Genomic DNA, 25,340 nt, shown 5'->3' on the forward strand with positions numbered 1-25,340 from the left:
CTTGAGGGCGCCCCCGTTGCATCCCGCCTCCGTGGACCCCATCCCATGAAACCCATCGCACTTGCAGGCCTGTTGCTCATGACCGCCACCAGCCACGCCGCGGCGCCCACGCCGCCCGACGCCGAGAAGCGCCAGCACGAGGTGCGCGCGCCGCACGGTGCGGTGCGCGGCGACGAGTACTACTGGCTGCGCGACGACACCCGCGAGGACAAGGCGATGCTGGCCTACCTCGAAGCCGAGAACGCCTACGTCGACCAGGTGATGGCGCCGCTGAAGCAGGTCGAGGACGTGCTGTACGACGAGTTCGTGGGCCGCATCAAGCAGGACGACGCCAGCGTGCCGTTCCGCGAGCGTGGCTGGTGGTACTACCAGCGCTACGAGACCGGCAAGGACTACCCCGTGCACGCGCGCCGCAAGGATGCCGACGGCATCGGCGCCGCGGACATCATGCAGCGCAACGAGGCCGGCGACTTCGCCGCCGAGCAGGTGCTGCTCGACGTCAACACGATGGCCGCGGGCAAGGACTATTTCAGCGTCGGCGTCTATGAGGTGAGCCCCGACAACCGCATCCTCGCCTGGGCCGACGACGCCGTCGGCCGCCGCCAGTACACGATCCGCTTCCGCGACCTCGAGACCGGCAAGGACTATCCGGAGTCCATCCCCGGGCTCTCCGCGGACATGGTCTGGGCCGATGACAACAGGACCCTGTTCTACGTCGAGAACGACCCCGAGACCCTGCTCACCGTGCGCGTGAAGAAGCACGTGCTCGGCACCCCGGTGGCCGACGACGTGCTTGTCTACGAAGAGGAGGACGACAGCTTCTACATGGGGCTCTCGCGCAGCCGCGACGACCGCTTCATCTGCATCGGCGTGGAAAGCACCGTGTCCAGCGAGCTGCGCTGCGCGCCGGCCGCCGCTCCCTCCGTTTTCACCGTGCTGGCGCCGCGCGAGCGCGACGTCGAGTACGACGCCGACCACTTCGATGGCCGCTGGGTGATCCTCACCAACGCGCCCGACGCCGACGGCAACAAGGCGCCGAACTACCGCCTCGCCACCGCGCCCACCGGCGCCACCTCGCGCGCGGAGTGGAAGGAATGGATCGCGCACCGCGACGACGTGCTGCTCGAGGATTTCGAGCTGTTCGACGGCTTCACCGCGATCGCCGAGCGCTCCAACGCGCTCGAGCGCGTGCGCGTGCTGAAAGCCGATGGCGACGAGTACGTCGCCGCCGACGAGCCGGCGTATTCGATGGGACTGTCCATCAACGCCGAACCCGGCACGCCGTGGCTGCGCTACGGCTACACCTCGCTGACCACGCCGGCGACCACCTACGAGCTCAACGTGCTCAGCGGCGAGCGTCGCCTGCTCAAGCAGCAGCCGGTGATCGGCTACGACCCGTCGAAGTACGCCACCGAGCGCAGCTGGGCCACCGCGCGCGACGGCAGCCGCATCCCGGTGTCGCTGGTCTACCGCAAGGGCTTCAGGAAGGACGGCACCGCGCCTCTGCTGCAGTACGCCTACGGCAGCTACGGCATGTCGATGGACCCGGGCTACAGCCTGACCACCACCAGCCTGCTCGACCGCGGCATGGTCTACGCCATTGCCCACATCCGCGGCGGCCAGGAGATGGGCCGCAAGTGGTACGACGACGGCAAGCTCGGCAACAAGATCAACACCTTCACCGACTTCATCGACGTCACCGACCACCTGGTGGCCGAAGGCTGGGCGGCGAAGGACCGCGTCGCCGCCTACGGCGGCAGCGCCGGCGGCCTGTTGGTGGGCGCGATCGCCAACATGGCGCCGGACAGGTACCGGCTGATCCTGTCGCAGGTGCCGTTCGTGGACGTGGTCACCACCATGCTCGACCGCAGCATCCCGCTGACCACCAACGAGTACGACGAGTGGGGCAACCCGGAGCGCAAGGCCGACTACGACTACATGCTCCGCTACTCGCCCTACGACAACCTCGAGGCCAAGGCCTACCCGGCGATGTTCATCGGCACCGGCCTGTGGGATTCGCAGGTGCAGTACTGGGAGCCGGCGAAGTACGTCGCGCGCCTGCGTGACCTCGACACCTCGGGTGCGACGGTGCTGTTCCGCACCAACATGGACGCAGGCCACGGCGGCAAGTCCGGCCGCTTCCGTCGCTACCGCGAACTGGCCGAGATGTATGCGTTCATGCTCGACCAGCTCGGGGTGGATGCCGGCGCCGCAGGCGCGCGCTGACCGTATCCAGGCGCGGCAGGGCGGTCGTCGCCCGCCGCGCGCGGCATGATGCCGCCATGGATGACATGCCCCACAGACGCGTGCGGTTCCGCTGGGCCTGGTGGCTGCTCGCCTATGTGGCGCTGGGACTTGGCCTGGTGGGCATCGTGGTGCCGGGCCTGCCCACGGTGCCGTTCATCCTGCTGTCCGCCTGGGCCGCCGCGCAGGGATCCGCGCGCCTGCACCGCTGGCTGCTCGCGCATCCGCGCTTCGGCCCGATGATCCGCGACTGGCATGAGCACGGTGCGGTCGCGCGGCGCTCGAAGTGGATGGCGAGCGGCGCCATGGCCGCCAGCGCGCTGGTGCTGGTGGCGGTGGCTTGGCTGACCGGCTACGCGCGCTGGTGGGCGGTGGCGCTGCCGATCGCGTGCATGGCGGTGGTGGCCACGTGGCTGTGGCGGCGACCCGAGCCGCCCGCCTCGTAGCGCACGCTCTCTCGCCCCGGCCGGTCGTCACGGCCACGGGCCGGCGCTAGACTGGGCGCATGAACATTCGCCCCTTGCTGCCCGCCACCCTGCTGTCCGCGCTGTTGTTGTCCGCCTGCGGCAACAAGGGTCCGTTGCTGCCGCCGCCCGCGCCCGATGCCGAGCCCGCGCCGTCCGCGGCGGCCATCGATGCAGGCGCCGAAGCCGATCCTCGCCCCGTCGACGAGCTTGACCCGCCGCTGCCGACCGAGCCGGTGACCGTGCCGGTCGACGTGCCGGTGGATGGCGAAGAGCCGCCCGCCGTCGATGACGACGGCGACGACGACAACGGCTGAGGGCGGGTCGGTGGCGGCCATCCCCGCCGCGCAGGCGCTGCGCTTCAGCAAGATGCATGGCGCGGGCAACGATTTCGTGGTGCTTGACCTGCGCGGTGGCGCGGCACCGCCGGATGCCGCGCTGTGCCGCCTGCTCGCCGACCGCCACCGCGGCGTCGGCTGCGACCAGATCCTGACCATCGCCGCGCCGCGCGGGCCCGGCGCCATCGCGTCGTATGCGATCTGGAACGCCGACGGCTCGCCCTCGCAGCAGTGTGGCAACGGCGCGCGCTGCATCGCCGCCTGGCTGGTCCGCGACGGCGCCGCCGGCGACGACTTCATGCTCGACAGCCCCGTGGCGCGGCACCACGTGCGCATGCTGGGCGAAGGACTGGTCGAAGTTGAAATGGGCGCGCCGGACTTCACGCCGGCGGCCGTGCCGCTGGCCGGTTTCGACGACGGTGTGGACGGCTACGAACTCACGCTCGACGGTGCAGCGGTCCATTTCGGCGCCGTGTCGATGGGCAACCCGCACGCCGTGCTCGAGGTCGACGACGTCGACGCCGCACCGGTCGCGACGCTCGGCGCGGCACTCCAGCGCCACGCGGCGTTTCCGGATTCGGCCAACGTCGGCTTCGCCCAGGTGGTGGCGCCCGATCGCATCCGCCTGCGCGTGTTCGAACGCGGCGTCGGCGAAACGCTGGCCTGCGGCAGCGGCGCCTGCGCCGCGGTCGCGGTGCTGTCGCGGCGCGGGCGCGTCGATGGCGCGCGCGGCGTGACCGTTGCGCTGCCCGGCGGCGAGCTGCGCATTTACCATGGTCCGGATGGCGGCATCCGCATGGCGGGTCCGGCCACGTTCGTCTACGAAGGAAGATTCAACGCATGAGCGAGACCGGCGAGAAGATCGGCGCACACGAAGTCGCAGCCTGGCTGCGGCGCCACCCGAAGTTCCTGCAGCAGTTCCCGGACCTGGCGATCAGCCTGGTGGTGCCGCGCGAGGACGGCCCGGCGGCATCGCTGGCCAGCTACCAGCTCGAGGTGCTGCGCGACAAGAACCGCGAGCTCTCGCGCCGCCTGCAGGACCTGTACGCGGTGTCGCAGGAGAACGAGCGCCTCGCGGTGCGCACCCACCAGCTGACCCTGGCGCTGATGCGTCCGCAGGATCCGGCAGGCGTGGTGCGGGCGATGGTGGCCACGCTGGCCGAGGACTTCAACGGCGACCTGGTGCGCGTGGTGCTGTTCGCGCCGGTGGCGGGGCTGGCCGAGGAAGAGTGGCTGCAGGTCATTGCGCGCGACGATCGCGTGCTGCAGCCGTTCGCCGACTGCCTGCGCGACGGCGAACCGCTCTGCGGCCGCCTGCACCCCGACAAGCAGGCGGTGCTGTACGCCACGCGCTCCGATGACGTCGCGTCCACCGCGCTGCTGCCGGTCGAGGGCGTGGGCCTGGTGGCGGTGGGCAGCAGCGATCCCAACCGCTTCTACCCCGGCATGGGCACGCTGTTCCTGCGGATGATGGGCGAGGCCTTCGCGGCCGCCCTGCAGCGCCACCAGCCATGAGCTTTGCGCGCGGCGCAGACTGCACCGCGCGCGACCGGACCCGGCGGCCGTGACCGATCCCGCGATCGACGACTTCCTGGCCCACCTCGAAGTGGAGCGGCGTGCGTCGGCGCACACGCTCGATGCCTACCGCCGCGACCTGCAGGCGCTGGCGCACTGGGCGGAGGGGCAGGGCGAATCCGACCTGCTCAAGCTGCAGTCGCTGCAGCTGCGTGCGTTCGTTGCCGACGAGCACCGCCGCGGCCTGTCGCCGAAGAGCCTGCAGCGCCGCCTGTCCGGCTGCCGGAGCTTCTACCAGTGGCAGCTGAAGCACGGCCGCATCGCGGCCAATCCGGCCGCCGGCGTGCGCGCGCCCAAGGCCCCGCGCAAGCTGCCGCAGGTGCTGGATGCCGATGAAGCCGTGGCGCTGGTGGAAGTGCCCACCGATGCGCCGCTCGGGCTGCGCGATCGCGCGCTGCTGGAACTGTTCTATTCCTCGGGCCTGCGCCTGGCGGAACTGCGCAACCTGCGCTGGCGTGAGCTCGACCTCGCCGACGGCCTGGTGACCGTGACCGGCAAGGGCAACAAGCAACGCAGCGTGCCGGTCGGCTCGCATGCCTGCCGTGCACTCGCGGCGTGGCGCGCGGAGACGGGCGCCGCGGTCGATGCGCCGGTGTTTCCCGGCCGCGGCGGCGGCCCGATCAGCGCGCGCGCCGTGCAGCTGCGCCTGCGCCTGCTGGCGCAGCGCCAGGGCCTGTTCAAGCGCGTGCACCCGCACCTGCTGCGGCATTCGTTCGCCAGCCACATGCTGGAGTCGTCCGGCGACCTGCGCGGCGTGCAGGAGCTGCTCGGACACGCCGACATCGCCACCACGCAGATCTACACCCACCTCGACTTCCAGCACCTGGCCAAGGTCTACGACGCCGCGCACCCGCGCGCGAAGCGGCGCGCGAAGGAATAGGCGGCACACCCGGCCGCTGGCCGTTGCGCCCGCGACCCCGCGTAGTACGCAAGGATGTCCACCGGGAATCCCGCCATGCGCCTGACCCTGCTCGCGTTCCTGCTGCTCCTCGCCGCGCCCTTGGCCGCGCAGCCCTACGACGGCCCGATCATCGACGTGCACCTCCACGTCGGCCCGGCCGCGCCGGGCGCGCCGAACCCGGCGACCGGCGAGCCGACGAGTGCAGGCACCGATGCCGACCGCGAGCGCCTGACGCTGGAGCGCATGCGCCGCCATGGCATCGTGCTCGGCCTGGTCAGCGGTCCGGACGCGTACATGGCGAGCATGCGCAAGTCCGGTGGCGATGCGATCCGCGCAGGTGCGTTCATGGATGACGGGCGCACGCGGCTGCCGCCGCCGGAGGTGCTGCGCAAGGCCTTCGCCAGCGGCGAGCTGCAGGTGCTGGGCGAGATCGGCGCGCAGTACCACGGCCTCGACGCCGGCGACGCCTGGTTTGAACCCTACCTGGCGCTGGCCGAGGAGTTCGATGTCCCGGTCGGCATCCATACCGGCCTCGGTCCGCCGGGCACGCCCTACGGCTGCTGTCCGGAGTTCAGCGTCGAACTCGGCAACCCGAAGCTGCTCGAGCCGATGCTCAAGCGCCATCCGAAGCTGCGCGTGTGGCTGATGCACGCCGGCTGGCCCTACCTGCAGGAAACCAAGGCGCTGATGTACGTCTATCCGCAGCTGCACGCGGATGTGTCGGTGATCAACTGGATCATCCCGCGCCAGGAGTTCCACGATTACCTGCAGGCGCTGATGACCGCCGGGCTCGGCGACCGGCTGATGTTCGGCTCCGACCAGATGGTGTGGCCGGAAGCGATCACGCTGGCGGTCGAAGGCGTGGACAGCGCGGTCTTTCTCACGCCCGCGCAGAAGCGCGCGATCTTCCACGACAACGCCGCGCGGTTCCTGAAGCTCGAGGCGCCGGGCAGGGCAGCGGAGTCGGCCGCCGGCGCGGACTAGCGGCCGCGACGCCGCCAGCAGCGGCGCGGGAGGTTGATGCGGGGCATCGCGGCCCCATCTCGAGGGTTCAGACCCGGAGGCCGCATGGACCCCAGCCAGAACCCCAATGTCTTCCACGCCACTACCATCGTGTCGGTGCGCCGCGACGGCCGCGTCGCGATCGCCGGCGACGGCCAGGTCACGCTTGGCCACACGGTGATGAAGTCCAACGCGCGCAAGGTGCGCCGCCTTGGCAAGGACGGCCAGATCCTCGCGGGCTTCGCCGGCGCCGCCGCCGATGCCTTCACCCTGTTCGAACTGTTCGAATCCAAGCTCGAGAAGCACGGCCAGCTGACCCGCGCCGCCGTCGAGCTCGCCAAGGACTGGCGCACCGAGCGCCGCTTCGGAAAGCTCGAGGCGCTGCTCGCGGTGGCCGACAAGGACACCTCGCTGATCATCAGCGGCACGGGCGATGTGATCGAGCCCGAGGACGGCCTGGTGGCGATCGGATCCGGTGGCCCCTATGCGCTGTCGGCCGCGCGCGCGCTGCTCGCGCACACCGCGCTCGATGCGAAATCGGTCGCCATCGAGGCCCTCAACATCGCCGGCGACATCTGCATCTACACCAACCGCAACGTGGTGGTCGAGGAACTGTGAACATGCGCATGAAAGTGGACAACTCGCACGCCTCGATGACCCCGCGCGAGATCGTGCAGGAGCTCGACCGCCACATCGTCGGCCAGCAGGACGCCAAGCGCGCGGTCGCCATCGCGCTGCGCAACCGCTGGCGCCGCGCCCAGCTCGACGACGAGCTGCGCAACGAGGTGATGCCCAAGAACATCCTGATGATCGGCCCGACCGGCGTCGGCAAGACCGAGATCGCGCGCCGCCTGGCCACGCTCGCCAACGCGCCGTTCGTGAAGGTCGAAGCCACCCGCTTCACCGAGGTCGGCTACGTCGGCAAGGACGTCGAGCAGATCATCCGCGACCTCGCCGACACCGCGGTCAAGCTGTACCGCGAGCAGGCCAAGCAGAAGGTGCGCACCCAGGCCGAAGAACGCGCCGAGGACCGCATCCTCGATGCGCTGCTGCCGCGACGCGAGGCGTCGACGCCGGGCTTCGGCTTCAACCCGGTGGCGCAGCCCTCGACCACCGTCGACATCGGCGCCGAGCCGTCGGCGCGCGAATCCGAGACGCGCCAGAAGCTGCGCCGCCAGCTGCGCGCCGGCGAGCTGGACGACCGCGAGATCGAGATCGAGCTGAGTGCCAATGTCGGCGTCGACATCATGACCCCGCCCGGCATGGAGGAGATGGGCCAGCAGCTGCGGCAGATGTTCTCCAGCCTCGGCGGCGGCAAGACCCAGAAGCGCAGCGTCAGCATCCGCGCCGCGCGCCCGCAGCTGGTCGAGGAAGAGGCCGGCCGCCTGGTCAACGAGGACGAGGTGCGCGAAGCGGCGATCGAGGCCTGCGAGCAGCACGGCATCGTGTTCATCGACGAGATCGACAAGGTCGCCAAGCGCAGCGAGGGCATGGGCGCCGACGTCAGCCGCGAGGGCGTGCAGCGCGACCTGCTGCCGCTGGTCGAAGGCTCGACCGTCAGCACCAAGTACGGCTCGGTGAAGACCGACCACATCCTGTTCATCGCCTCCGGCGCGTTCCACCTCGCCAAGCCCAGCGACCTGATCCCGGAGATGCAGGGCCGCTTCCCGATCCGCGTCGAGCTGTCGGCGCTGACCAAGGATGATTTCGTGCGCATCCTCACCGAGCCCAAGGCGTCGCTGACGCGGCAGTACGTGGAACTGCTCAGGACCGAGGGCGTCAACCTGGAGTTCGCACCCGACGCGGTCGAGCGCCTCGCCGAGATCGCCGCGCAGGTCAACGAGCGCCAGGAGAACATCGGCGCGCGCCGCCTGCACACCGTGCTCGAGCGCCTGCTCGACACGCTCAGCTTCGAGGCGCCCGACCGCAGCGACCGGGTGGTGATCAATCGCGCCTACGTCGACGCGCAGCTTGGCGAGCTGGTCCAGGACCAGGACCTGAGCCGCTACATCCTTTGAGCAGGAGAGTCCCCATGTCCAGGTTCCCGACATTCGCCCCCGTCGCCGCCGTGGCGGTGGCCCTGCTGCTCGCCGCCGCGCCGGCATCCGCACGCGGCGTCTCCTGCCGCCTCGATTTCGACATGTCCGGCTGGTCGGTGTTCTACAAGACGGCGTCGGGCACGGGCCGGGTGAGCTGCGACAACGGGCAGGCCATGGCCGTGCGCATCAGCGCCAAGGGCGGCGGCCTGACCATCGGCAAGTCCGAGATCCGCGGCGGCCGCGGCGAGTTCTCGCCGGTGAACAACATCCGCGAGGTGCTCGGCACGTACGTCGCCGCCGAGGCGCATGCCGGCGCGGTCAAGTCCAGCAAGGCGCAGGCGATGACCAAGGGCGAGGTGTCGCTGGCGCTCGCCGGCACGGGCGAGGGCTGGGACCTGGGCGTGGCCTTCGGCGGGTTCACCATCGAGCCGCGCTGACGCGGCGGATCCCGGCCGCGGCCCGCGCGCCGCGCACCCCGGGATCGCCGCCGCAGTGGCCGCAGACGGTCGTGGCCGGCGTTGCGCCATTGGCAGGGCCGCCCCCGCGGCGCCGAGGCCACAGACATGCATCGCGAGCTGCCCGTCTTCCTCCTGCTTGCAACATGTCTCGCCGTCGCCGGGTTCGCGGCACCCGCGGCCGCGGCGCCGGGCGTGGTGCCCGACGCGATCAAGGCGCGGGTGAACGAGCTGGTCTCGGCCTGCGCGCGCGCCGGTGGCCGCCTCGGCGACATGACCGGGCAGGGGCGCTTCGTGATTCCCGCTGATTTCAACGGCGACGGCCACACCGACTTCGTGGTCTCCGAGGGCAACGTGCCCTGCGTCGGCGCGCCGGAGCTGTTCCGCGAGGGCGGGCTGGCACGGGTCGAGCTCTATACCGGCACCGGCACGACCAGGGCGCAGCTGGTGTTTGCCGATCACCTGCTCGCGTACCGCGTGTTGGCCGGCAGCCCGGCGAAGCTGCAGATCGCGCGCCGCGGCGAGGCCTGCGGGGGCGGCAGCGGCGCAAGCACCCAGTGCGGCGCCGAACTGCGCTGGAACGCCGCGCAGGCACGTTTCGACGAAGTACCCACCGGCAGCCGCGCCGCAGCGGCCCAGCCCGTGGTGCGCCCGGCGGTGGCCGCCCGCGCCGCCGTTCCCGCGCGCGGCGCGGCGGTGACAGCCGCGCCCGCTGCGTCCGCGCCAGGCAAGTCCGCCGGCCCTGCGGCCGCGCCACTGCGGATGGCGGCGAATGCGCGCGCCGCCTACCTCGAACGTTGCCGCGCCGGCGAGCGCCGCGACAACCCGAAGAAGGCCGCCGCGGACATCGACAGCGCCTGCGGATACCTCTGGGACAAGATCGAGGCAGCCGGGCCCGTGGCCGACGTGATGCTGGCCGCGGTGCCGGCGCGTGCCGGCGAGCGGCTCACGCTGGCCGATCTCCGCGCGCGCGTGCCGACTGCGCGCTGGGACGCGGCCGCGTCGGTCTCCGGAGCGACCGCTGCCGCCGCCACCGGCCGCCTCGGCACGCTGGACGCCTGGGTTGGCGGTACCGCCCGCGCGCCCACGTCACTCGCGCTGGGCTGGAGCGAAGTCGGCGCCGACCCGCCCTATGACCTGCCCGGCGCATTGGCGGCGCGCGGCGCGAAGCTCGAGCCGCTGGGCTGCTACCACTTCGGCGCGGGCGAAGTGAACGCGGTCTACGTGGTCACCGCACCCGGGCGCCCCCCGTTCGCGCTCACCATCTACACCCGTGGCGCGCCCGTCGCGCAGTCCACGGCCCAGCAGAACATGAGCGTCGCGCTCGACGGGGTGCTGCCGACGCGCGCGAGCCTGCGCGCCGCGAACCGGGATCCGCCGTGGGAGGATCCCTGCACGGTTTGATGCGCTGCGCTGCCGGCGGGCCTCAATCCTCGCCGATATCCTCGTTCCAGAGCCCCGGATTGGCCTCGATCCACTCGCCCATCATGGTGATGCAGCGCTCGTCATCGAGCACCACCACCTCGGTGCCGGCCTCGCGCAGCCAGTCGACGCCGCCGGCGAAGTTCACCGCCTCGCCCACCACCACCGTGCCGATGTTGAACTGCCGCACCAGGCCGCTGCAGTACCAGCAGGGCGCCAGCGTGGTGACCATGATCGTGTCGCGGTAGGAGCGCTGGCGGCCGGCCTTGCGGAAGGCGTCGGTCTCGCCGTGGATCGACGGATCGCCTTCCTGCACGCGGCGGTTGTGCCCGCAGCCCAGCATCCGGCCGTCCTGGTGGTACAGCGCCGCGCCGATCGGGATGCCGCCTTCGGCCAGGCCCTGGCGGGCTTCGGCGATGGCGGTGTCGAGGAGGGCGCGGTAGTCGGGGGTGGTGATCATTGCGGGGGTCCGGGAAGCGGCGGCCTGCGATCCTGCCACGGATCGCGTCGCGCCTGCCCCGTGGCCACGGTGCGATAATCGCCGCATGAACGAACACGACGAGCGCCCCGGCACCACCCACTTCGGCTTCCGCGACGTGCCGGTGGCCGACAAGCAGAAGCTGGTGGGCGAGGTGTTCTCGTCGGTGGCCGGCAGCTACGACCTGATGAACGACCTGATGTCGATGGGCATCCACCGGGTCTGGAAGCGCTATTTCGTGGCCACCGCGCAGGTCGGCCGCGGCGCGCGCGTGCTCGACCTGGCCGGCGGCACCGGCGACATCGCGGCGCTGCTGCGCGACCGCGTCGGCGAATCGGGCGAGCTGGTGCTGGGCGACATCAACGGCAGCATGCTGCGCGTCGGCCGCGACCGCATGGTCGACCGCGGCAACGTGCGCGGCTTCGAGTACGTGCAGTGCAACGCGCAGGCGTTGCCGTTCCCGGATGCCAGCTTCGACCTGGTGACCATCGCGTTCGGCCTGCGCAACGTGACCGACAAGGACGCGGCGCTCTCCGAGATGCTGCGCGTGCTCAAGGTCGGCGGCCAGGCGCGGGTGCTGGAGTTCTCGGAGGTCACCATGGACTGGTTCAAGCCGATCTACGACTTCCACTCGTTCAAGGTGCTGCCGCGGCTGGGCCGGCTGTTCGCGCAGGACGCCGACAGCTACCGCTACCTCGCCGAGTCGATCCGCAAGCACCCGCCCCAGGAGGCGCTGAAATCGATGATGGAGGCGGCCGGTTTCGCGCGCTGCGGCTACCGCAACCTGTCGGCCGGCATCGTCGCCATCCACGACGGCTACAAGGCCTGAGCGACCCGCCACGGGGGCCGCGGCGGCAACCGGGCTAGAATCGGCGCCTGTTCCAATCGCGGACCCCCGTCCCATGACCCTCAGCCGTACCCTCCGCCTGGCCGCGCTCGCGGCGCTGGCGCTTGCCGCCGTTGTCGCCTGCAAGCGCGAACCCACGCCGCCGCCGTCCGCCGCCACGCCGCCGCCCGCCGCGGCCGCCAAGAGCGGCGACTACGACGAACACTCCTATGCCGAGCCGGACAAGGTCGCCATCGACGACCTCGCGCTGGCGCTGGCGATCGATTTCGGTACCCGCACCCTGGCCGGCACCGCCACCTACACGCTCGACTGGCGTGACCCCGAGGCCAGGGAGCTGGTGCTCGACACCCGCGACCTGGCCATCGAGCGCGTGGAAGGCGAGGCCGAGGGCGGCGCCTGGCAGCCGCTGCAGCACACCCTGGCCGCGCGTGACGCGCTGCTTGGCAGCAAGCTGGTGATCGCCGTACCCGAGCGCAACGCGCGCATCCGCGTCACCTACCGCACCTCGCCCGAGGCCTCCGGCCTGCAGTGGCTGGATGCGGCGATGACGCAGGGCAAGGCCACGCCCTTCATGTTCAGCCAGTCGCAGGCGATCCATGCCCGATCCTGGGTGCCGCTGCAGGACACGCCGCGCGTGCGCTACACCTACAGCGCCGAGATCACCGCGCCGGCCGACGTGATGGTGCTGATGAGCGCCGACAACGATCCGGCCGCCGCGCGCGACGGGTCGTACAGCTTCCGCATGCCGCAGAAGATCCCTTCGTACCTGATGGCGATCGCCGCCGGCGACCTGGTGTTCAAGCCGATCTCGGCGCGTTCGGGCGTGTGGGCCGAGCCCGCCGCCGTGGACGGCGCCGTGGCCGAGTTCGCCGACACCGAAAAGATGATCGCCACCACCGAGGCGCTGTACGGCCCGTACCGCTGGGAGCGCTACGACCTGCTGCTGCTGCCGCCGTCGTTCCCGTACGGCGGCATGGAGAACCCGCGCCTGTCGTTCATCACGCCGACCGTGATCGTCGGCGACAAGTCGCTGGTGTCGCTGATCGCGCACGAGCTGGCGCACAGCTGGTCCGGCAACCTGGTCACCAACTCCAGCGCCAAGGATGGCTGGCTCAACGAAGGCTTCACCAGCTACGTCGAGAACCGCATCGTGGAGGCGCTGTACGGCAAGGAGCTGTCCGACATGGAGTACGTGATCGCGCGCAACGCGCTGGCCACGGAGATCAAGGACATGGCACCCGAGCTGCAGGCGCTGGCGGTGCGCCCCGGCGTGATGAAGGACCCCGACGACGGCCTCAGCGGCGTGTCCTACGACAAGGGCGCGTGGTTCCTGCAGTTCCTCGAGGAGCGCTTCGGCCGCGCCGAATTCGACGTGTTCCTGCGCGGCTACTTCGATCATTTCGCGTTCCAGAGCATCCCCACCGCGACGTTCGTCGACTACGCGCGCAAGAACCTGCTCGAGAAGCATCCGGGCAAGGTGTCGATGGCCGAGTTCGACGCCTGGCTGTACGAGCCGGGCATCCCGGCCGATGCGCCCAAGGTGCTGTCGCGCCGCTTCGGCGTGGTGGACACCGCGCGCCTGGGCTGGCTGGGCAGCGGGCAGCTGCCGCCGCCGGTGATCACCGACGCATGGGTCACCCAGGAATGGCTGCACTTCTTGGGCGGCATGCCGGCGACGCTGACCGTCGAACAGCTGTCGCAGCTCGATACCGCTTATGCCTTCACCGGTACGCCGAACGGCGAAATCGCGATGCGCTGGTATCCGCTGGCGGTGCGCAGTGGCTATGTGCAGGCGAATCCGGCAATCGCGGCGTTCCTGGAGAAGATCGGCCGGCGCAAGCTGATCATGCCGACCTACGAGGCGCTGGTCGCCACCGAGGGCGGGCTGGCCTTCGCCAGGGAAGTGTTTACCAAGGCACGCCCGGGCTACCACCCGATCACCACCGCGTCGGTGGAGAAGGTGATTGCCGAGGCCAAGCCTGTGCCGGGCAGCGGGCTGGCGCCGGCCGCGCCGGCCGCCGATGCCGCGGTCGTGGCGCCCGAGCCCGAGCGTCCCGCGATGCCGGTCGCCGATGGCGATCCGACGCGTCCGGCGCCGGCCAAGCGCTGAGATGGCCGTGAACCGCATGTCTGCCCGCGCCACCGCGCTCCGCCATGCGGCGCGCCGCGGCGCGCTGGCTGCGGCAGTGGGTGGCGCGCTGCTGGCGCTGTCCGCCTGCCAGGACCCGGCCGCGCAGGCCGAGGCCCAGGCGGCGGCGCAGGCGCAGGCCAGCGAGGCGGCGGCCGACAAGGCCGCGGCCGAGTTCGATGCCGCGTTCGCGGCGGAGAACTGGCCGCTGGCAAGGGCCCACGGCGACCTGATCCTCGCGCGCCATCCCGATTCCGCCGCGGCCGCGCGCATCGCGCCGCTGCACGAGCAGGCCGCTGCGCGCGCCGAGGCGGTGCGCGAGGACAAGCGCCTGGCCGGCCTGTGGATCTACAACGTGGAGCCGGTCACCGGCGGCACCCAGCTGTCGGCGTCGATCTACACCCGTGACCGCGTCGACAGCGACGGCAGCGGCGCAAAGCCGGTGCGCCTGATCTTCCGCGACCACCCGTCGTGGGGACGCAGCAGCTACCTGGTCATGGAAGCCGGCGACTTCGACTGCTACGGCGCCTGCCGCGTGGCGGTCACCGTGGACAGCGCCGCGCCCGAGCGCATGGCCGCCAACCGCCCCGACACCGACGAGGCGATCGCCATGTTCATCGATGACGAGCGCGCGCTGTGGCGGATGCTCGATGGCGCCAGGACGTTGTCGGTGGAGTACCCGGTCAAGGCCGGCGGCACGCGCACGGCGGTGTTCGAGGTCGGCGGGCTGGACCGCGGCAAGCTGCCCGGCTGGAAGTGAGCACGCCGTCCGGCGCCTGAGCCGCGGGAGGCGGACTCAGTCGAACCAGAGCAGCGGCAGGTCGGCGTTCAACGACAGGTTGCGGAAGTCGCCCGTCGCGCGTGCGACCGCCTCGACGTCGTGGCAGCCCGGCGCCAGTGCGCGCTTGCCGGTGGCGAGGTAGCTGGCACCGATGGTGCGGGTGCTGACCGAGTGCGGAATCGGCCCCAGCGTCTGTTCGCTGGCGCGACCGACGTCCTTGCCATTGATGCGGATGCGCAGCGTGACCTTGCCGCCCGGATCGGCGTCATCGCCCTGGATCCGGCTCTTGGCCGAGAACATCACCACCCCGTTGTGGCCTGGCGGGATGCAGGCGCGTCCCTGGCCGAGCACCACGTCGCCGCCGGCCGGCGGGCATTTCTCCGGCCGGAAACCATTGGTCCCGATGCAGACATAGGCGTAGCGGCGATGTCGGCCTTTCTCCGCGTAGTCGTGCCCCGGCGCCAGCCCGCGCCCGACCACGCGCATGCCGCCGCTCAGTGCGACCAGCCGCGTGTCCGCACCCACCCGGTAGCGTGCGGCGTTGGTGCTCGCCATCAGCGGCTGGTAGTAGGGCGACTCGCTGGCGACAAGCTGCACCTCGCTGTCCCGCGGCGGCGACAGGTACAGCGCCTGCGCGAACATCGGTGCCTGCACTTCGGCGCCGAGCGCGAACAGGTCGTTGATCGACCAGGTGGCCGAGTCGAGCGGGGATTCACGGCCGTTGAGGTAGATCCCCCACATCGCATCGCCCGGGGAGGTGGACACGTAGCTGTGCCCGGACGCCATCGCCACCACCGGCCCGGTGGAGTTGCGCGCGGCGGCGGTCAGCAGCGTGTGCCGGCCGCGTTCCGGAATGGGCGTGCCTTCCGGCGTATCGCGGGTGTCGAACGCCAGCCACGGCGAGGCCGCAGGCAGGCGGGCTTCGGCCACGTGGGTGGCGGAGGTGGTGACGATCGACAGGTTCGCGCCCGCCATGACCATGGCCCGGCCGTCCACGGTGCGCGCGTGCAGCGCGACGCGCACCTTGCCGGCCGGGACGCGCACCGCACCGACCGCATTGAACCCGTGGCGGTTCGGGGCGCTGGAGCCGCGCCAGTCGATGATGCTGTCGTTGGACGCCGGCTTTCCGTCCACGGTGATGTAGACGTTGGCCTGCGCGGCGTCGAGCGGCGCATACACGCCGTCCGACTGCAGGTAGATCCAGCCGGCGCGGGGCATGTCCACGGTCGCCTCGAGCAGCGCGCCGGAACGGCCAGCGACGATGCGGTCCGCCGCCAGTTCCAGGTAGCGCGATTCGGGCCCGGCGCCGTGCGCCGGCAACCACGTGGCGTCCGCCACCAGGGCGGTACAGGCGATCAGCAGCATCGCCAGCCGCGGCGCCATGACTACAGCGCGTACCCGAACTGCTGGGTGAACTGCGCTGCGAACTCGTCGTAGTCGAAGCGCTGGTTCTGGGTGCCGGGGTGCTCGACCTTCAGCGCGCCCATCAGGTTGCCGATGCGGCCGATGGTTTCCCAGCCGTAGCCCTTCTCGATGCCGAACAGCAGGCCTGCGCGGAACGCATCGCCGCAGCCGGTGGGGTCGGTGACGCGGGTCTCGTGCGCCGGCGGCACGTCGTAGGTCTTGCCGTCGGCGTAGATCACCACGCCCTTGGGGCCGCGGGTGGTGATGTAGGCCTTGACCTTGCCGGCGATGGTCGCCTCGTCCCAGCCGGTGCGCTCCTGCAGCAGGTTCGACTCGTAATCGTTGACGGTGACGTAGTCGGCCTGCTCGATGAAGGCGCGCAGCTCTTCGCCGTTGAACAGCGGCATCGCCTGGCCCGGATCGAAGATGAAGGGAATGCCGGCCTCGGCGAATTCCTTCGAGTTCTGGATCATGCCCTCGTAGCCGTCAGGGCTGACGATGCCGATGGTCACGCCGGGCACGTCGCGCACGTGGTTCTCGTAGGAACGCATCATCGCGCCGGGATGGAAGGCGGTGATCTGGTTGTTGTCGAGGTCGGTGGTGATGAACGCCTGCGGCGTGAACAGCTCCGGGATTTCCTTGACCTGCTGCAGCGGGATCCCGAGGTCCTCGAAATACTCGCGGTACGGGCCGAAATCCTGCCCGACGGTGGCCATCGGGATCGGGTCGCCGCCGAGCAGCTTCAGGTTGTAGGCGATGTTGCCGGCGCAGCCGCCGAACTCGCGGCGCATCCGCGGCACCAGGAACGACACGTTCAGGATGTGCACCTTGTCCGGCAGGATGTGGTTCTTGAACTGGTCGGGGAACACCATGATGGTGTCGTAGGCCAGGGAACCGCAGATCAGGGCAGGCATCGGGAAGGTGCTCCAAGGGGCTGTGCCGGCGCCAGGGCCGGTTTTTTTGTGATGGGGTTCGCGACCGGAGCCGCCGTGGGACAAGCAGACGCCGCACCATGGCGCGCGCGGCGGGCGCACAGGTTAGCCGTTGCGGTCGTGCCGGGCCAAGCACGGCGCGCACCGGGCCACCTGTTCTCCTTGCCGGGGAGGGGGGGCGTTGCTAGGCTTGCTGATCCCGTTTTCACGGGAAATCCCCCAGCTCCCCTGCCTCCTGACGGACGTCCGCCCCCGATGTTCAAGAAGTTCCGCGGCATGTTTTCCAACGACCTGTCCATCGACCTGGGCACGGCCAATACCCTCATCTTCGTCCGCGGCCAAGGGATCGTGCTCAACGAACCTTCGGTGGTGGCCGTGCGCCAGGACCGCTCCGGCGGCCAGAAGGCGGTCGCGGCAGTCGGCAGCGAGGCCAAGCAGATGCTTGGCCGCACGCCCGGCAACATCACCACGCACCGGCCCATGAAAGACGGCGTGATCGCCGACTTCACCTACACGGAAGAAATGCTCAAGCACTTCATCCGCAAGGTGCACAAGTCGCGCTTCCTGCGCCCGAGCCCGCGCGTGCTGATCTGCGTCCCGGCCGGCTCCACGCAGGTGGAAAAGCGCGCCATCAAGGATTCCGCGCTCGAAGCCGGCGCCCGCGACGTGTCGCTGATCGAAGAGCCCATGGCGGCCGCGATCGGCGCCGGCATGCCGGTCACCGAGGCGCGCGGCTCCATGGTCGTCGACATCGGCGGCGGCACCACCGAGGTTGCGGTGATCGCGCTCAACGGCATCGTCTACTCGCAGTCGGTACGCATCGGCGGCGACCGCTTCGACGAGTCGATCATCAACTACGTGCGCCGCAACCACGGCATGCTGATCGGCGAGTCCACCGCCGAGCGCATCAAGCTCGAAGCCGGCTGCGCCTATCCGCAGGAGCGGGTGATCGAGATCGAGGTCTCCGGCCGCCATCTCGCCGAAGGCGTGCCGAAGATGATCAAGATCAGCTCGACGGAAGTGCTGGACGCGCTGCGCGAGCCGCTCGCCGGGATCGTCAGCGCCGTGCGCCAGGCGCTGGAACTCACCCCGCCGGAGCTCTGCGCCGACGTCGCCGAGCGCGGCATCGTGCTCACCGGCGGTGGCGCGCTGCTGCGCGACATCGACCGCCTGATCAGCGAGGAGACCGGCCTGCACGTGCAGGTCGCCGAGGATCCGCTGACCTGCGTCGCCCGCGGCGGTGGCCGCGCGCTCGAGCTGCTGGACATGCACGGGAACGAATTCTTCGCCTCGGAGTGACCTGACCGTCCACGGCCCAGACAGTGTCCTCCTACGCCGGCCCCGCCACCCCGCGCTCCAGTGACGTCGCCGGCACGCTGAAGCTGCTGGCGTTCCTTGCGCTGTCCGTCACACTGCTGGTGCTCGACCATCGCGGCGACTGGCTGGCGCAGGCGCGGTCGCATGCCAGCGTGGCGATGCAGCCGGTGTGGTGGCTGGCCGGCCTGCCGTCGCGGCTGGGCGAAAGCGTGCGCGACGATGCCGCCACGCGCACGCGCCTGGCCGAGGAAAACCACCGCCTGCGCAACGAACTGCTGGTGGGCGCCGCGCGCCAGGCGCGGCTGCAGGTCGAGGCCGAGGAAAACGCCCGCCTGCGCGGCCTGCTCGGCGCCGCCGAACGCGGCGGGCTGGACGTGCAGCTGGCGCCGATCCTCGACGTCGACCTCGATCCCACCCGCCAGCGGCTGATGCTCAATGCCGGGACCGGCCTCGGCGTGCACCGCGGCCAGAGCGTCATCGACGCCGGCGGCCTGGTGGGGCAGGTGATCGATGCCACCCCGACCACCGCCGTGATCCTGCTGCTGACCGATCCCGACCACGCCGTACCGGTGGCCGTGGCGCGCACCGGCGTGCGCCTGATCGTGTACGGCACCGGCCGCAGCGACCGGCTGGAGCTGCGCAACGTGCCGCTGTCGAGCGATGTCCGCGCCGGCGACGTGCTGATCACGTCCGGCCTGGGCGGCCGCTTCCCGCCGGGATTCCCGGTGGGCACGATCTCCGCCCTGCGCCCCGACGACAGCCGCGCCTTCCTGGTCGGCGATGTCCAGGCGGCGGCGCAGCTCGACCGCGGCCGCGACGTGCTGCTGCTGCGCGACCAGGCATCGCCCGCCCACGGCACGCCGCCGCCGGCGTCGCCGGGCGCGGCGGGGGACACGCCATGACCCGCGGCCGCAGCTGGGTGCTGCCGGTGGCCGTGCTGCTCGCGCTGCTGCTCGGCCTGCTGCCGATGCCGGCGCTGCTGCAGCCGTTCCGCCCGTACTGGCTGGCGCTGGTGGTCGCGTACGGCGTGATCGAGGACCACGACAGGGTCGGCCTCGGCTTCGCGTTCTGCGTGGGGATCCTGGCCGACCTCGCGTTCGGCGGCCTGCTCGGCGAGCAGTCGCTGCGGCTGGTGGTGATGGCGTTCATCCTGCAGCGCTTCCGCACCCAGCTGCGCTTCTTCCCGATGCCGCAGCAGGCACTGGCCATCGGCGGGCTGCTGCTCAACGACCGCGTGATCAGCACCGTGCTGCATCTCGCGCTCGGCGAGCCGCTGCTGCCGCTGGCCTACTGGTGGGCGCCGCTGCTGGGCATGCTGCTGTGGGCGCCGCTGTTCCTGCTGCTGGACGCGCTGCGCATCGGCCGCGGCGTGCGGCGATGATCGGCGGCCGGGCGCGGGCGCGCCTGCGCAACCCCGAAGCCGAGGCGCGGCTGTTCCGGCGCCGTGCGCTGGTCGGTTTCAGCGTGGTGGTGCTGGCGCTGGGCGGCCTGGCCGGCTGGTATTTCAAGCTGCAGGTGCTCGACCACGACGTCTACGCCAAGCGCTCGCAGGCCAACCGCATCAAGCCGCGGCCGGTGGTGCCCGGGCGCGGCCTGATCTACGACCGTACCGGGCGGATCATCGCCGACAACGTGCCGGCCTATCGCCTCGACGTGACCCCGGAGGACGCCGGCGATCCCCAGGTGCTGCTTGCCGCGCTGTCCAAGGTCGTCGCGCTGTCGCCGGAGGACATCGCCCGCTTCGAGGCCGAGCGCCGCACCACGCGATCGTTCCGCGCGATCACGCTGAAGCTGCGCATCAGCGACGAGGAGGCGGCGCGCTTCGCGGTCGAGCGCTGGCGGTTCCCGGGCGTCGACCTGGTGCCGTACCTCAATCGCCGCTACCCGCAGGGCGACCTGCTTGCGCATATCGTCGGCTACGTCGGCCGCACCGACGAAAGCGACATCGTGAAGTTCGGCGAGGCGCATGCGGTGTTCACGCATACCGGGCGCACCGGCCTGGAGCGCTATTACGACGAGGCGCTGCGCGGGGTGGTCGGTTACGAGCAGGTCGAGACCAACGTGGAAGGCCGCGCGCTGGGCCGCGTCGGCATGGTGCCGGCCTCGGCGGGTGCCGACCTGAGGCTGTCGGTGGACGTGGACCTGCAGCGCGCGATGGTGCTCGCCTTCGGCGGGCTGCACGGCTCGGCGGTCGCCGTGGAACCCGCCACCGGGCAGGTGCTGGCCATGGTCAGCCTGCCGAGCTATGACCCCAACCTGTTCGTCAACGGCATCGCCAACGTCGACTACCGGCGCCTGATGGACGATCCGGCGCGCCCGCTGTTCAACCGCAACGTGCTGGGCGGCGGGCCGCCGGGGTCGACCATCAAGCCGTTCGTGGCCCTGGCAGGCGTGGACAGCGGGGTGCGCACGCCGGAAAGCCAGGTGTTCTCGACCGGCGAGTTCTTCATTCCCGGGCAGAGCCGCGGCTATCGCGACGCCGGTGCGGGCGGCGGCTGGGTCGACCTGCGCGATTCGATCTCGCGCTCGATCAACTACTACTACTACAAGCTCGCCTACGACATGGGCATCGCGCGCTTTGCCACGTACATGGCGCGCTACGGCTTCGGGCAGCCGACCGGGATCGACCTGACCGGCGAGACCAGCGGCATCGTGCCGTCACCGGAGTGGAAGGCGTCGCGCACCAGCGAGCCCTGGTATCCCGGCGAGACCGTGATCGCCGGCATCGGCCAGGGCTACTGGGTCGCCACCGCGCTGCAGCTTGCGCGCGGCACGGCGGCCATCGCCAACGGCGGCACCCTGCATCCGCTGCGCCTGGTGGCCGAACGCCGCCTCGCCTACGACGCGCCGTGGACGCCGTTGCCGCGCCTGCCGGCGCCGGCGATCACCGACAACCCGGCACACCTGCGCGCGGTGCAGGAGGGCATGGTCAACACCATCCACGGCCGCGGCACCGCCACCGCCATGGCCCGCGGTGCCGAATACCGCATGGCCGGCAAGACCGGCACCGCGCAGAAGATCAGCCGCAAGGGCACCGCGCGCATGGACCCGCGCAGCCTGCCCTACCACCTGCGCCACCAGGCGCTGTTCGTCGGCTACGCGCCGGCCGAAGCGCCCACGATCGCGGTGGCCGTGGTGGTCGAGCACGGTGGCTACGGCGGCACCACCGCGGCACCCATCGCGCGCAAGATCTTCGACGCCTGGCTGCTGGGCACCATGCCCGAGCCGAGCCCCGGCACCGAGGCCGCGATCGACGCGCCGCCGGTGGCCACGTTCGACAGCGTGGTGTCGGCGGTGCTGCCCGGCGCGCAGGCGGTGGTGGTTGGCGCCCCGGCCGTCGAGGGCACGCCATGAACGTCATCCTGCGCTGGCTGCTCGACCTGCTGCAGGCCTTCGCGCGCAGCATCGACTGGATCCTGCTCGGCGCCCTTGCGGGGCTGATGGCCGCGGGGCTGGCGGTGCTGCACAGCGCTGGCGGCGGCGAGATGGTGCTGGTGAAGTCGCAGGGCGCGCGCTATGCGGTCGGCCTCGGCATCATGTGGGTGCTGTCGCGCGTGCCGGTGCTGCGCCTGCGCGGTGCGGCGCCGGTGGTCTTCGCGCTGTCGCTGCTGCCGCTGGTGGCGGTGCTGTTCGTGGGCACCGGCCGCAGCGGCGCGCACTGGCTGAACCTCGGCGTGTTCTATTTCCAGCCCGCCGAGCTGCTCAAGCTCAGCCTGCCGATGGCGGTGGCCTGGTACCTCAACAGCGGCCCGATGCCGCCCGGCTTCGCGCGCACGGTCACGGCGATGGCGATCATCGGCGTGCCGACCGGACTGGTCCTGATGCAGCCCGACTTCGGCACCGCCATGCTGGTGGCGGCCAGCGGCGGATTCGCGCTGTTCCTGGCGGGCATGTCCTGGTGGTGGCTGGTGGCCGCGGCCGGCGGCGTGGCCGCGGCGGCGCCGGTGGCCTGGTACTGGCTGCTGCGGCCCTACCAGAAGGACCGCATCCTCACCTTCCTGGATCCCGAATCGGATCCGCTCGGCACCGGCTGGAACATCATCCAGTCGAAGATCGCGATCGGCTCCGGCGGCCTGCGCGGACAGGGCTGGGGCGAGGGCTCGCAGTCGCACCTGAACTACGTGCCCGAGCACACCACCGACTTCATCTTCGCGGTGCTCTCGGAGGAGTTCGGCTGGCTGGGCGTGGTCACCGTGCTGTCGCTGTACCTGGTGGTGGTGGGCCGCTGCCTGTGGATCGCGGCCGAAGCGCGCGACGGCTTCGCACGCCTGCTGGCCGGCGCGCTCGGCCTCGGGCTTTTCGTGTACGTGCTGGTCAATGGCGGGATGATCTCGGGCCTGCTGCCGGTGGTTGGCGTGCCGATGCCGCTGCTGAGTTTCGGCGGCACGGCAGCGGTCTCGCTGCTGGCCGGCATGGGCGTGGTGATGGCGGTGCATGCCAGCGGCCAGGTGCGCGCACGCCGCTGAGCCTGCAACGGGGTCTGAACGGCCCGGCCGTGGCCCGCGAGGCTGCGTGTTAACCTCGCGCCCGATGATCCGAAGCCCCCGATTCCCGATGTCCCGACCGCGTCTGTTGCCGGTCCTGGCCGCACCGCTGCTGTTCGCGGCCTGCGCTTCCACCGCCACCTCGCGCGCGCCGGTGCCGCCTGCGGCCACCACGCCGCAGGCCGCCATGGCGACCGCGCCGGGCCTGTTGCCGGCGGTGCCGCAGCCGCCGGAACGCCCGGTGGCGCCGCCCGCGGTCACCGATCCGTCGCTCCCGCTCGAGCAGCGCATCGCCGCGTTCGTCGACTACACGGCCACCACCTATGGCGTGGACCGGCAGCGGATCCGCGACGTGCTGGCCACGGCGGAGCACAAGCAGTCGATCATCGACGCGATGTCGCGCCCCGCCGAGGCCGTGCGCCCGTGGCGCGACTACCGCCCGATCTTCATGAATGACGCACGCATCAACGGCGGGCGTGCGTTCTATGCGGAAAACCGCGCGGCGCTCGATCGCGTCGCCGCCGAGACCGGCGTGCCCGCCGAGTACATCGTCGCCATCATCGGCGTCGAGACCAGCTACGGCCGCATCACCGGCAACCACCGCGTGCTCGACGCGCTGTACACGCTGGCGTTCGGGTTCCCGAAGCGCGCGCCGTTCTTCGCCGGCGAGCTGGCGCAGCTGTTCGCGCTCACCGCCGAGGAGCCGCAGCTCGACCTGGGTGCGCTCAAGGGCAGCTATGCCGGCGCGATGGGCATGGGGCAGTTCATGCCGTCCAGCTACCGGCTGTGGGCGAAGGATGGCGATGGCGACGGCCAGCGCGACCTGCTCACGCACAGGCCCGATGTGTTCGCGTCCATCGCCAACTATTTCGTGGTCCACGGCTGGCAGCGCGGCGCGCCCGTGGTGGCGCGCGCCACGCGCGATGCCTCGGCGGCCGACTTCAAGCCCGACAACCTGGAGCCGGTGCATCCGCTGCCGGCGCTGGCGGCGCGCGGCTACCGGCCGCAGGCCGGGCAGACGCTGGCCGAAGGCGCCACGCTGCTGTCCTTCGACGGCGAGGCCGGCCCCGAGTACTGGCTCGGTTACCGCAACTTCTACGTGATCAGCCGCTACAACCGCTCGCCGATGTACTCGCTGGCCGTGCACCAGCTCGCGCAGGCGATCGCCGGCCGGCCGGCGCAATGATCCGCCGGCGTGCCGCTGCCGGCTGGGGCTTCGCCGCCGCCGTGCTGCTGTTGGCCGGTTGTGCCGCGGCGCCGAAGAAGGCCGACGCGCCGGCGCCCGGTTCCGCACCGGGCACTGCGACGCAGCCGGAAGGCGGCCGCAAGGTGTCGCCGTACGCGCCGGCCAAGGAAGATCCGTCCACGCGCGGCGACTACGTCGCCGGCGGCCTGTACAAGCCCGGCGTGCGCGACACGCTGCCCGACTACCTGCCCGACGTCGACGCCATTCCCGAGCCCGAGGTGGTCGCCGAGGCGCGCTCGCGCAGTGGCAACCGCTCGCCGTACACCGTGCTCGGCAAGTCGTACCGGGTGCTGGACGATGCCGGCGGCTTCGTCGAGCAGGGCCTGGCGTCGTACTACGGGCAGAAGTTCCACGGCCGCAAGACCTCCAACCAGGAGGTCTACGACATGTACGCGTTCACCGCGGCGCACAAGTCGCTGCCGCTGCCGAGCTTCGCCCGCGTCACCAACCTCGACACCGGCAAGTCCGTGGTGGTGCGGGTCAACGACCGCGGCCCGTTCCACGAGGGCCGGGTGATCGACCTGAGCTACGCGGCGGCGGTGAAGATCGGTGTGCATCCGCGCGGCACCGGTCGCGTCGAAGTGCGCGCGCTCAGCCCTGCGGAGAACGCACGCGATACGCGTGATACGCGGGTCGCAGTCCAGGTCGACCCTGCCACCGGCCTGCCACCGGGCGTGCGTGTCGCCACCGGCAAGCCGCAACCGGCGCAGCCCAGCGCCATCGATGGCCTGGTGCAGGCGTTGCCGGCCACGTCCGCCGCTGCCACCGCCCGTCCATCCGCCACCGCGGCCACGGCGCCTGCGGCAGGCGGGACCACGTCGGCGCCACCGGCCGCCGGTGGTGACGACTGGCGCTTCGACATGCGCCAGGACGGCAAGGCGATGAGCGCCGACGAATTCGATGCCTGGATGAAGGCGCGCCGCGCGCGCGTGGCGACAGGTCGTGCAGGTACGCCGGATCCCTATGGTTCGGCGGCGGCGGCCGCAGCGGCCAAGGCAGATGCCGCACCTTCGCCGACGCCTGCCGCTGCGGCGCGCGCCGATGCCGGCGGCGTGCTGCTGCAGGTCGCCGCCTTCGGCTCGCGCGACAACGCGCAACGCGCGCTCGCGATGCTTGAACGCGCCGGCATCGCCGCCGTGCGCCTGCACGACGGCACCGCCGCCGGAAAGCCGGTGTGGCGGCTGCGCGTCGGCCCGGTTGCCAATGCCAGCGTCGCCGAACTCAGTGCCCGCGTTGCCGGTCTCGGCTTCGGCGCGCCGCACGTCGTGCGCGAGTAGACTTCT

24 protein-coding genes are annotated in these 25,340 nt (G+C 71.2%); 21 read left to right on the plus strand and 3 right to left on the minus strand.

Going from position 1 to position 25,340, the window contains the following annotated elements:
* The first annotated feature begins 45 nt into the window (after positions 1-45).
* From JHB91_RS11450 to JHB91_RS11500, 11 genes are all read left to right on the plus strand, one after another.
* The gene (locus JHB91_RS11450; protein WP_199373688.1) at positions 46-2,226 is read left to right on the plus strand and encodes a S9 family peptidase; all 2,181 of its coding nucleotides are present in this window, start codon (positions 46-48) and stop codon (positions 2,224-2,226) included.
* Between the two features lie 56 nt (positions 2,227-2,282).
* On the plus strand, positions 2,283-2,690 hold the full coding sequence (locus JHB91_RS11455) for a YbaN family protein (protein ID WP_199472958.1): 408 nt from the start codon (positions 2,283-2,285) through the stop codon (positions 2,688-2,690).
* Positions 2,691-2,749: 59 nt separating this feature from the next.
* Entirely contained in the window at positions 2,750-3,025 is a 276-nt protein-coding gene (locus JHB91_RS11460; protein WP_199373684.1) for a lipoprotein, read from the plus strand.
* Positions 3,026-3,077: 52 nt separating this feature from the next.
* A complete protein-coding gene (gene dapF / locus JHB91_RS11465; protein WP_233398723.1) occupies positions 3,078-3,890 on the plus strand; it encodes a diaminopimelate epimerase in 813 nt (270 codons plus the stop codon).
* A complete protein-coding gene (locus JHB91_RS11470; RefSeq protein ID WP_199472959.1) occupies positions 3,887-4,561 on the plus strand; it encodes a DUF484 family protein in 675 nt (224 codons plus the stop codon). Before dapF ends, JHB91_RS11470 begins: the two co-directional genes overlap by 4 nt.
* A gap of 49 nt (positions 4,562-4,610) precedes the next feature.
* Entirely contained in the window at positions 4,611-5,501 is an 891-nt protein-coding gene (gene xerC, locus JHB91_RS11475) for a tyrosine recombinase XerC (RefSeq protein ID WP_199472960.1), read from the plus strand.
* 75 nt (positions 5,502-5,576) lie between these two features.
* Positions 5,577-6,506 carry an amidohydrolase family protein gene (locus JHB91_RS11480; protein WP_199472961.1) on the plus strand — a complete coding sequence of 310 codons (930 nt, stop codon included), beginning with the start codon at positions 5,577-5,579 and terminating at the stop codon, positions 6,504-6,506.
* 84 nt (positions 6,507-6,590) lie between these two features.
* Positions 6,591-7,142, plus strand: coding sequence for an ATP-dependent protease subunit HslV (gene hslV / locus JHB91_RS11485; protein WP_199373676.1), 552 nt, complete (start codon positions 6,591-6,593; stop codon positions 7,140-7,142).
* An 8-nt stretch (positions 7,143-7,150) separates the two neighbouring features.
* Positions 7,151-8,542 (plus strand): ATP-dependent protease ATPase subunit HslU, encoded by a 1,392-nt coding sequence (hslU, locus tag JHB91_RS11490; RefSeq protein WP_233398725.1) that lies wholly within the window; start codon positions 7,151-7,153, stop codon positions 8,540-8,542.
* A gap of 14 nt (positions 8,543-8,556) precedes the next feature.
* Positions 8,557-9,000, plus strand: coding sequence for a hypothetical protein (locus JHB91_RS11495; RefSeq protein WP_199472962.1), 444 nt, complete (start codon positions 8,557-8,559; stop codon positions 8,998-9,000).
* A gap of 126 nt (positions 9,001-9,126) precedes the next feature.
* Positions 9,127-10,422 (plus strand): hypothetical protein, encoded by a 1,296-nt coding sequence (locus JHB91_RS11500; RefSeq protein WP_199472963.1) that lies wholly within the window; start codon positions 9,127-9,129, stop codon positions 10,420-10,422.
* Positions 10,423-10,444: 22 nt separating this feature from the next.
* Here the strand turns inward: JHB91_RS11500 and JHB91_RS11505 are convergent, their stop codons facing one another.
* Positions 10,445-10,900, minus strand: coding sequence for a nucleoside deaminase (locus JHB91_RS11505; protein ID WP_199472964.1), 456 nt, complete (start codon positions 10,898-10,900; stop codon positions 10,445-10,447).
* Positions 10,901-10,985: 85 nt separating this feature from the next.
* Between JHB91_RS11505 and ubiE the strand changes: the two genes are divergently transcribed.
* The 3 genes from ubiE to JHB91_RS11520 all read left to right on the plus strand — a co-directional run bounded on the left by ubiE (position 10,986) and on the right by JHB91_RS11520 (position 14,653).
* On the plus strand, positions 10,986-11,747 hold the full coding sequence (gene ubiE, locus JHB91_RS11510; RefSeq protein WP_199472965.1) for a bifunctional demethylmenaquinone methyltransferase/2-methoxy-6-polyprenyl-1,4-benzoquinol methylase UbiE: 762 nt from the start codon (positions 10,986-10,988) through the stop codon (positions 11,745-11,747).
* Positions 11,748-11,820: 73 nt separating this feature from the next.
* Complete coding sequence (locus tag JHB91_RS11515; RefSeq protein WP_199472966.1) at positions 11,821-13,875, plus strand: M1 family metallopeptidase; 2,055 nt, start codon at positions 11,821-11,823, stop codon at positions 13,873-13,875.
* Between the two features lie 16 nt (positions 13,876-13,891).
* Positions 13,892-14,653, plus strand: coding sequence for a hypothetical protein (locus JHB91_RS11520; RefSeq protein WP_199374346.1), 762 nt, complete (start codon positions 13,892-13,894; stop codon positions 14,651-14,653).
* A 36-nt stretch (positions 14,654-14,689) separates the two neighbouring features.
* On the opposite strand, the gene JHB91_RS11525 is transcribed toward JHB91_RS11520, so the two are convergent.
* Positions 14,690-16,057 carry a hypothetical protein gene (locus JHB91_RS11525; RefSeq protein WP_199472967.1) on the minus strand — a complete coding sequence of 456 codons (1,368 nt, stop codon included), beginning with the start codon at positions 16,055-16,057 and terminating at the stop codon, positions 14,690-14,692.
* A 2-nt stretch (positions 16,058-16,059) separates the two neighbouring features.
* Positions 16,060-16,992: a carbohydrate kinase family protein gene (locus tag JHB91_RS11530; protein WP_199373662.1), complete on the minus strand. Its 933-nt coding sequence runs from the start codon at positions 16,990-16,992 to the stop codon at positions 16,060-16,062.
* Positions 16,993-17,265: 273 nt separating this feature from the next.
* On the opposite strand from JHB91_RS11530, the gene JHB91_RS11535 reads away from it, so the two are divergent.
* The 7 genes from JHB91_RS11535 (at position 17,266) to JHB91_RS11565 (ending at position 25,334) form a co-directional block, all read left to right on the plus strand.
* Positions 17,266-18,309 carry a rod shape-determining protein gene (locus tag JHB91_RS11535; protein ID WP_199373660.1) on the plus strand — a complete coding sequence of 348 codons (1,044 nt, stop codon included), beginning with the start codon at positions 17,266-17,268 and terminating at the stop codon, positions 18,307-18,309.
* 23 nt (positions 18,310-18,332) lie between these two features.
* Entirely contained in the window at positions 18,333-19,229 is an 897-nt protein-coding gene (gene mreC, locus JHB91_RS11540) for a rod shape-determining protein MreC (protein ID WP_199472968.1), read from the plus strand.
* Complete coding sequence (gene mreD, locus JHB91_RS11545) at positions 19,226-19,708, plus strand: rod shape-determining protein MreD (protein ID WP_199373655.1); 483 nt, start codon at positions 19,226-19,228, stop codon at positions 19,706-19,708. Before mreC ends, mreD begins: the two co-directional genes overlap by 4 nt.
* On the plus strand, positions 19,705-21,681 hold the full coding sequence (gene mrdA, locus JHB91_RS11550) for a penicillin-binding protein 2 (RefSeq protein WP_199472969.1): 1,977 nt from the start codon (positions 19,705-19,707) through the stop codon (positions 21,679-21,681). Before mreD ends, mrdA begins: the two co-directional genes overlap by 4 nt.
* Positions 21,678-22,793, plus strand: coding sequence for a rod shape-determining protein RodA (rodA, locus tag JHB91_RS11555; RefSeq protein ID WP_199472970.1), 1,116 nt, complete (start codon positions 21,678-21,680; stop codon positions 22,791-22,793). Before mrdA ends, rodA begins: the two co-directional genes overlap by 4 nt.
* Positions 22,794-22,881: 88 nt before the next feature.
* On the plus strand, positions 22,882-23,997 hold the full coding sequence (mltB, locus tag JHB91_RS11560; RefSeq protein WP_199472971.1) for a lytic murein transglycosylase B: 1,116 nt from the start codon (positions 22,882-22,884) through the stop codon (positions 23,995-23,997).
* Positions 23,994-25,334 (plus strand): septal ring lytic transglycosylase RlpA family protein, encoded by a 1,341-nt coding sequence (locus JHB91_RS11565; RefSeq protein WP_199472972.1) that lies wholly within the window; start codon positions 23,994-23,996, stop codon positions 25,332-25,334. Before mltB ends, JHB91_RS11565 begins: the two co-directional genes overlap by 4 nt.
* The last annotated feature ends 6 nt before the right edge of the window (positions 25,335-25,340 follow it).

Origin of the sequence: Luteimonas sp. MC1828 (assembly GCF_016461615.1) — a bacterium.
Classification (GTDB): Bacteria; Pseudomonadota; Gammaproteobacteria; order Xanthomonadales; family Xanthomonadaceae; genus Luteimonas.